Origin of the sequence: Parafrankia sp. EUN1f (genome assembly GCF_000177675.1) — a bacterium.
Lineage (GTDB): Bacteria > Actinomycetota > Actinomycetes > Frankiales > Frankiaceae > Parafrankia.
Map to the genome: position 1 here is coordinate 1 of NZ_ADGX01000275.1, position 5674 is coordinate 5674.

Sequence of the window (5674 nt, forward strand, 5' to 3'; positions counted from 1 at the left end):
CCCGCGCCACCCGCGCCACCCGCGCCACCCGCGCCACCCGCGCCACCCGCGGCTCGCGCGGCTCGCGCGGACGCGGATGACGCGGCTCCTGCGGCGCCCCCGGCTCCCGCGGATCGTCTCGTGAACGGCTACGCCGTGCTGTACGGAACGATCTACCTGACTGTGCTCGCCGTGCTGTGGCTGACGGCCCTGCCGGATCTGCTCTCCGCCCACGAGGGCGTGACCGGTGACGGCACCCCGATCGGCAACCCGTACTACGTGCTGGGCTGCGCCGCGGTATGCGCCTGGGTGGTCGCGATGGCCGCTCGGAACGCCCCTGCCGCCGCGCCGGCGCCCATCACCGGAAATGTTCACGAGCCTCGCGAGGAAGAGCAGGAGGCGGCCGGAAATGGTCGATCTTGAAGTCCGTCGGATTCCGTTCGCGTTCGACGACACCGTTCCCTTCCACTGGCAGCCGTCCGCACCCGATGTGGCGGTCATGCTCAACGCGGTCGGTGTGTTGGCGATCGCGTTCGAGAAGCACATCGTCGCCTCCACCCGAATCGCCATTCCGCTCATCAAGGACAAGGCGGTCGCCGCCGAGGCGGAGTCCTTCCTGCGCCAGGAGGCCCAGCACGCGAACAGCCATCGCAAGCACCTGGCCGCGCTCGCCCTGACCCATCCGGGCCTGCAGGGCGTGGTGGACAAGGCCGTCGAGCGTTTCGACGCGCTGTCCTTCACCTCCCTGCAGTACCAGCTCGCCTACACCGCCGCTCTCGAGGCGACGTTCACGCCGACGTTCAAGCTCTTCCTCGACCACGAGTCCGAGCTTTTCCGGCCCGGCGACGAACGGGTGGCCTCACTGTTCCTCTGGCATTTCGTCGAGGAGGTCGAGCACCGCAGTTCCGCGCTGGAGATCTACGACGCCGTGGTCGGCAGGCCGTGGTACCGGACGATGGTCGCGCCGAAGGTGTTCCGGCACGTCTTCCAGACCTACTTCCAGATCATCGAGGGCTTCGTCGAATGCGTGCCGGGTGTGCGCGAGGCGATGACTCCGCCGGTCGAGAAGAAAGAAGGAGGCCGGGTCGTGCAGCTGCTGGGCAAGGCCCTGGGCGGCGGGCGCCGGTCGTCGCTCTACGACGTGGCCTCGACCCGCGAGCTGCTGACGACGATCTACCGCCTCGGGCTCTCCCAGGCGCCGTGGCACAGCCCCGCCGGGGAGCCGCTGCCCGCCTTCGCGGGCCGTTGGCTGGACGCCTACAAGGCCGGCCGGGACGTCCAGTTCTGCTATTCGGTGGCGGGCGTTTCCGTCTGACGGTCGTGGGCCCCGCCGCCACCGTCGGCGGGGCCGGGGACCTCGTCGTGGTCATGGAGCATGACCACGACGAGGTCCTTCCACATGGCCAGGTGTGGATCGTGGATCGGATCCCGCTGGTCGAACGTGTAGGTGAGGGCCAGGCCCCGCATGCTGCTGACCAGTAGTTCCCGCACCTGGGGATAGCGCGGGTGGCCGGTGTAGTCCGGCCCGAACATGGCGTCGACCCCGTCGCGCACGATCGTGCCGAGATGCCGTTCGACCGGCCGCAGCGCCACCGCGATCTCGTCGTGGGTTCGCGCCGCCGTCCACAGCTCGAGGGCGGCCCACCAGTGCGGTTCGTGGAAGGTCGTCCACAGCAGCTCGACCATGCGGGTCAGCCGCTGCGGGCCGGCGGGGTGGGTGCGGGCGATCTGTTCGGCCGTCGCCGCGGTGCTGGCGATCCGCCGCCGGGCCAGATGCTCGGACGCGGCGACGAGCAGCGCGTCGCGGGAGGGGAAGTGGTGGAGCAGCCCACCGCGTGAGATGCCCGCCCTCGCCTGGATGCGGGGCGTGGTCGCGCTGGCGTAGCCGCCCTCGATCAGGCAGTCGACCGCGGCGTCCAGGATCCGGTTGCGGCTGTCCTCGCGCTGCTCGTCGCGACGGGCGCGGTAGCTCAGCTCGGCCTCGCTGGTCATGGGTCCTCCCGTGCGGCGGCGTGCCTGCGTCGCGCCCGCTCTCCCGAGCATGCCATTCATCGTCTTCCGCCCTCCGAGGGTGTCAACGCGCCGGGAGACGGCCGCGTTCGGCCGCGTTCGGAGCCGACCGTCGAGGTCACCGTCAGACTTGACTGTGACGCCGCCTCGCCGTCAGCATTGACGGTGACGGTCGCGCGGCCAGCTCCGCCGACCCCCACCGCCACTCGTCGGCGGACCCAACCCTCGACCGAGGAGCAGCACATGCCGGATGCCGTGATCGTGGAGGCCGTACGTACGCCCGTCGGGAAGCGCAACGGCGGTCTGGCCGGAGTGCATCCGGTGGACCTGTCCGCACACGTGCTGCGGGCGCTGGCCAGCCGGGCCGGGATCGACCCGGTGGTCATCGACGACGTGATCTGGGGCTGCGTCTCCCAGGTCGGTGAGCAGACCCTGGACATCGCCCGCAACGCCCCGCTGGCCGCCGGCTGGCCCGAGTCGGTCACCGGCGTGACGGTGGACCGGCAGTGCGGCTCGTCCCAGCAGGCCGTCCACTTCGCCGCCGCCGGGCTGATCGCCGGCCACTACGACATCGTCGTGGCCGGCGGTGTCGAGTCGATGAGCCGGGTCCCGATGGGCAGCTCGTCGCTGGGTCAGGACCCGCTGGGCCCGGACTTCCACGCCCGCTACGGCCCCGACTCCCCGAACCAGGGGATCGGCGCCGAGATGATCGCGCAGCGGTGGGGCCTGAGCCGCACCCAGCTCGACGAGTTCTCCCTCGCCTCGCACGAGAAGGCGGCCACGGCCCAGGACGAGGGCCGGTTCGACGCGCAGATCGCCCCGGTCACCCTCCCCGACGGCACGGTGATCAGCCGCGACGAGGGCGTCCGCCGCGGCGGCACGCTGGAGACGCTGGGCGGCCTCAAGACCGTGTTCAAGCCGGAAGGCGGCGTCGTCACCGCGGGGAACAGCTCGCAGATCTCCGACGGGTCGGCGGCGCTGCTGATGACCACCAGCGAGACGGCCCGTGAGCTGGGCCTGACCCCGATCGTGCGGGTACACACCGCGGTGCTCGCCGGCGCCGACCCGGTGATCATGCTGACGGCGCCGATCCCGGCCACCCAGAAGGCGCTGCGCCGTTCCGGGCTGCGGCTGGACGAGATCGGTGCCTTCGAGGTCAACGAGGCGTTCGCGCCGGTGCCGCTGGCCTGGCTGGCCGACCTCGGCGCCGACGCCAAGGCACTCAACCCGAACGGCGGCGCGATCGCGCTCGGCCACCCGCTGGGCGGCTCCGGTGCCCGGCTCACCACCACCCTGGTGCACCACATGCGGGACAACGGCATCCGCTACGGGCTGCAGACCATGTGCGAGGGCGGCGGCCAGGCCAACGCCACCATCTTCGAGCTGCTCTGAGCCTCGTCGAGCCGCGCCCGGAGCGCCTCGTCGAGCCGCTCTGGGCGGCTCGTCCCGTCCGGCTGCACCGAAACAGCAACGTCGTGAAGTCAGAGTCTGAAGGGAACAGCAGTTGAACATCACCGACTCGGTTGCGCTGGTCACCGGCGGAGCCTCCGGTCTTGGGCTGGCGACGACGGAGAAGCTGCTGGAGGCCGGTGCCTCCGTAGTGATCATCGACCTGCCGAGCTCCGACGGCGCCGCGGTCGCGGACAAGCTGGGTGAGCGGGTGCGGTTCGCCCCCGGTGACGTCCGCAGCGAGGCGGACGTCACGGCCGCACTGGACCTCGCGGCCGAGCTCGGCACCCTACGGGTCGCGGTCAACTGCGCCGGCACCGGCAACGGCATCAAGACCGTGGGCAAGGACGGCCCGTTCCCGCTCGACCAGTTCCAGCGGATCATCGACATCAACCTGGTCGGCACCTTCAACGTGGTCCGGCTCGCGGCGGCGCGGATCGCCGGCGCCGAGCCGCTCGGTGAGGAGCGTGGCGTCATCGTGAACACCGCCTCGGTGGCCGCGTTCGAGGGCCAGATCGGGCAGGCCGCCTACTCGGCGTCGAAGAGCGGCGTGGCCGGGATGACCCTGCCGATCGCCCGCGACCTGGCTAGCCTGAAGATCCGGGTCGTGACGATCGCCCCGGGCCTCTACGACACCCCGCTGCTCGCCACCCTGCCCGAGGAGGCCCGCGCCTCCCTGGGGCGCCAGGTGCCGCACCCGTCGCGGCTGGGGAACCCGGTGGAGTTCGGCGCGCTGGTCGCCCACATCGTGTCCAACCCGATGCTCAACGGCGAGGTGATCCGCCTCGACGGCGCCATCCGGATGGCGCCCCGCTAGGCGACGGCCGAAACGGTCGAAACGGCGGCAGGGGGGTCTGCCCTGCCGCCGTTTCCGTCAACGGGCCTGCCGGGGTGAGGCCCGCGGCGGTGACGGCTGATGCCGGGTGCGCCCGGCTTGAAATGGTTTAGCCTGCGATTGACAACGTGCGGAGTCGACCCACGCGGAGTCGACCCACGGAGCACGGTCATTCGGAGGTCGGGTGAGCTTACGCTGGAAACTGCTGGCTCTGGGCAGCGGCATCGTGGTGATCGTCGTGGGGCTCGGAGCACTCGCCGCGTATCATGACCGGCACGGGATGTGGCCCTGGCAGGATGCGCCGGATCGGCTGAGCTGGTGCGGGCGTGACTACCTCAGGGGAACAACGCGACTGACCTGGGCGGAAGCATCTCGGCGGGTGTCGGATGGGTTTCGAGTGGAGTGGGTAGGCGAGCCCATCCCATCCAGAAGACCCGGAGAACTGTTCGCGGAACTTCCCACGGATCGCCCCTCGGGGGCGCCTCCCGACTACGCGTATGCTGCTGGCAGGGCTTCTGTCTGCACGGTTCTTCTCTACCTGCGTGTCGAAGAGGACGAGTACATTCCCTACTCCCTTTCGGGGAGCACCTGAGCATGGCCGGGCGCCGCCGGGCGCGCCGCCGCTTCCGTGATTGCGGCCGGGCAAGATCTGAGGATTTTGGTCGCGAGGGCGACCAAAATCCTTCTTTCTTGCGGATTGCCAGGCGGTCTGTGGCCATTTTTGCCCCGCTTTGGCATGGGTTATTCTCGCTGTCTGGCGGTGCGGGATCCTCGGCGGGCGGTCAGGCGGCGGATGGCCAGGTGGTGGCCGACACGGTCTGGCAGGCCGAGACAGGCGTCCCCTGATCCGCCGCTTCCCGCGGGTTTGCTCGACGGCCTGATCGGTATCGAGGGCCAGACCGGGCCGATCATGAGCCTGCTCCCGCTGCTGATCGTCGGCCTGGTGTTCGGCCTCGCCATGGACTACCAGGTCTTCCTGGTCACCGGCATGCGCGAGCAGTACATCCACGGCGCGCACCCGACCAGCGCCGTCATCAACGGCTTCGACCACGGAGCCAGGGTCGTCATCGCCGCGGCCATCATCATGATCAGTGTCTTCGCCGGGTTCATCCTCACCCCGGAAGCGCTGATCAAGAAGATGGGCCTCGCGCTCGCCTTCGGGGTCGCCGTGGACGCCTTCCTCGTCCGCATGACGATCATCCCCGCCGTGATGGCCCTGCTCGGCCGCTCCGCCTGGTGGCTGCCTCGCCGGCTCGACCGCGTCCTGCCCAACGTCGACGTCGAAGGCGCCAGCCTCGACGGGGTGCGGCAGCTGCCCAGCCCGCGGCACGGCGCGGATGCGCCTACCGGCTCCGCCGCGCGCACGGGCTCCGCCGCGCGCACGGGCTCCGCCGCGCGCAC

General features: G+C 70.6%; 5 protein-coding genes and 1 pseudogene. 5 read left to right on the forward strand and 1 reads right to left on the reverse strand.

Translation table 11 applies throughout. From position 1 onward, the window contains the following. Positions 1-120: 120 nt before the first annotated feature. Together FREUN1FDRAFT_RS37595 and FREUN1FDRAFT_RS37600 are read left to right on the forward strand one after the other, a co-directional pair. The gene (locus FREUN1FDRAFT_RS37595) at positions 121-402 is read left to right on the forward strand and encodes a hypothetical protein (protein WP_006545673.1); all 282 of its coding nucleotides are present in this window, start codon (positions 121-123) and stop codon (positions 400-402) included. Further along, positions 389-1294 (forward strand): metal-dependent hydrolase, encoded by a 906-nt coding sequence (locus tag FREUN1FDRAFT_RS37600; RefSeq protein WP_006545674.1) that lies wholly within the window; start codon positions 389-391, stop codon positions 1292-1294. Before FREUN1FDRAFT_RS37595 ends, FREUN1FDRAFT_RS37600 begins: the two co-directional genes overlap by 14 nt. Here FREUN1FDRAFT_RS37600 and FREUN1FDRAFT_RS37605 read toward each other — a convergent pair. Continuing rightward, on the reverse strand, positions 1267-1971 hold the full coding sequence (locus tag FREUN1FDRAFT_RS37605; RefSeq protein WP_006545675.1) for a TetR/AcrR family transcriptional regulator: 705 nt from the start codon (positions 1969-1971) through the stop codon (positions 1267-1269). The genes FREUN1FDRAFT_RS37600 and FREUN1FDRAFT_RS37605 overlap by 28 nt on opposite strands. A gap of 261 nt (positions 1972-2232) precedes the next feature. Between FREUN1FDRAFT_RS37605 and FREUN1FDRAFT_RS37610 the strand changes: the two genes are divergently transcribed. From FREUN1FDRAFT_RS37610 to FREUN1FDRAFT_RS37620, 3 genes and pseudogenes are all read left to right on the forward strand, one after another. Continuing rightward, complete coding sequence (locus FREUN1FDRAFT_RS37610) at positions 2233-3381, forward strand: acetyl-CoA C-acyltransferase (RefSeq protein ID WP_006545676.1); 1149 nt, start codon at positions 2233-2235, stop codon at positions 3379-3381. A gap of 112 nt (positions 3382-3493) precedes the next feature. Next, a complete protein-coding gene (locus FREUN1FDRAFT_RS37615) occupies positions 3494-4255 on the forward strand; it encodes a 3-hydroxyacyl-CoA dehydrogenase (RefSeq protein ID WP_006545677.1) in 762 nt (253 codons plus the stop codon). A gap of 880 nt (positions 4256-5135) precedes the next feature. Next, positions 5136-5674 (forward strand): annotated as a pseudogene (locus tag FREUN1FDRAFT_RS37620) (MMPL family transporter); the annotation flags it as partial.

Bases quoted from the DNA above. Each gene is read 5' to 3' on its own strand.
- FREUN1FDRAFT_RS37600 (WP_006545674.1), top strand. From the start codon at position 389: ATGGTCGATCTTGAAGTCCGTCGGATTCCGTTCGCGTTCGACGACACC.
- FREUN1FDRAFT_RS37605 (WP_006545675.1), bottom strand. From the start codon at position 1,971: ATGACCAGCGAGGCCGAGCTGAGCTACCGCGCCCGTCGCGACGAGCAG.
- FREUN1FDRAFT_RS37610 (WP_006545676.1), top strand. From the start codon at position 2,233: ATGCCGGATGCCGTGATCGTGGAGGCCGTACGTACGCCCGTCGGGAAG.